Genomic DNA, 1,417 nt, shown 5'->3' with positions numbered 1-1,417 from the left:
GGCCGCGTCCGTTTGAGTGGTGGTCTTTCGCTTCGTTGCGATGATCAGCTGTCGTTAGTTTAGGCGGCGGTGATCTCGGGGAGTATCACCGCCTCGTCGATGGTGGGGGTGGTCGCGGTGAGCTCGGTCATGGAGGCTTCGGAGAAGTAGCGGCGGTCGGCGGCTTCCCATTCGTCGTGTTGCTCGACGAGGACGGAGCCGGCCAGGCGGAGCAGGGCGGCGTTGTTCGGGAAAAAGCCAACGACGTCGGTGCGGCGCTTGATCTCCCGATTGAGGCGTTCCAGCGGGTTCGTGGACCAGATCTGTCGCCAATGCCGGGCGGGGAACGCTTTGAACGCGAGGATGTCGTCACGGGCGTCGGTGAGCATCACGGCGGTCTTGGGGTGGACGCGCTCGATCATGCGGACGACTTCGTCGAACTGGGCATCGATGTGCTCGGCGTCGGGTTGGGCGAAGATCGTGCGGATCACGCTGGCGACCATCTCCTGCCGGCCCTTCGGGAGGGCGGTCAGGACGTTGCGCATGAAGTGGACGCGGCAGCGCTGCCAGGCGGCGCCCTGCAACACGGTCGCTGCGGCCTTCTTCAGTCCGGCGTGGGCGTCGGAGATCACCAGCTTCACCCCGCCCAGACCTCGTGTCTTCAACGAGCGCAGGAACTGCTTCCAGAACTCCTCGGTCTCGCTGTCTCCGACATCGAAGCCCAGCACGACCCGCCGCCCGTCAGCGGCGACGCCGATCGCGACGACGACCGCCTGGGACACGACACGGTGGTCGATGCGGACCTTGCAGTAGGTCGCGTCGAGGAACACGTAGGGGTAGGCGATGTCAGACAGCGAGCGGTCGCGGAACGATGCGACCTCGGCGTCGAGCCCTTGGCAGATGCGGGACACCTCGGACTTCGAGATGCCAGTGTCAGCGCCGAGCGCTTTGACGAGGTCATCGACCTTCCGGGTTGAGACGCCGTGGAGGTAGGCCTCCATCACGACCGCGAACAAGGCTTGGTCGACCCGGCGGCGCCGCTCCAGCAGCGACGGGAAGAACGACCCCTGCCGCAACTTCGGGATCCGCAACTCCAGATCCCCAGCCGTGGTCGACAGCACCCGCGGCCGGGAACCGTTGCGGGTAGTCGTGCGCTCGCTCGTGCGCTCGTAGGGGGCGGCGCCGATGAATGCGGCTGTCTCCGCGTCGATCAGCTCCTGGTAGAGCCGCTCGGTCGCGGCTCGGATGCGGTCGGTGGTGCCGGTGAGCTTCAGTTCCCCGAGCAGCTCGAGGAGGGCAGACTGGTCAAGAGCCATCGTGCGGTGTCGTCTTTCTGTGTGAGTTCTTGGTCGTTCTCACTGACCATCGCACGATGGCTCACCCCGTCGCGGTCACGACGCCGCGGGCCCGAAAGACCACCACCCCGCGGGACTCCAGG

Annotated in this window: 1 protein-coding gene; it reads right to left on the bottom strand. The window is 66.3% G+C overall.

The window, feature by feature from the left end:
- Positions 1–59: 59 nt before the first annotated feature.
- Positions 60–1,295, bottom strand: a complete 1,236-nt coding sequence (locus AUV07_RS08260) for an IS256 family transposase (protein WP_062635345.1) — start codon at positions 1,293–1,295, stop codon at positions 60–62.
- Positions 1,296–1,417: the final 122 nt, after the last annotated feature.

Origin of the sequence: Microbacterium sp. CH1 (assembly GCF_001595495.1) — a bacterium.
In the GTDB taxonomy this organism is placed as follows: domain Bacteria; phylum Actinomycetota; class Actinomycetes; order Actinomycetales; family Microbacteriaceae; genus Microbacterium.
This window is presented reverse-complemented; position numbering and strand designations above follow the sequence as displayed.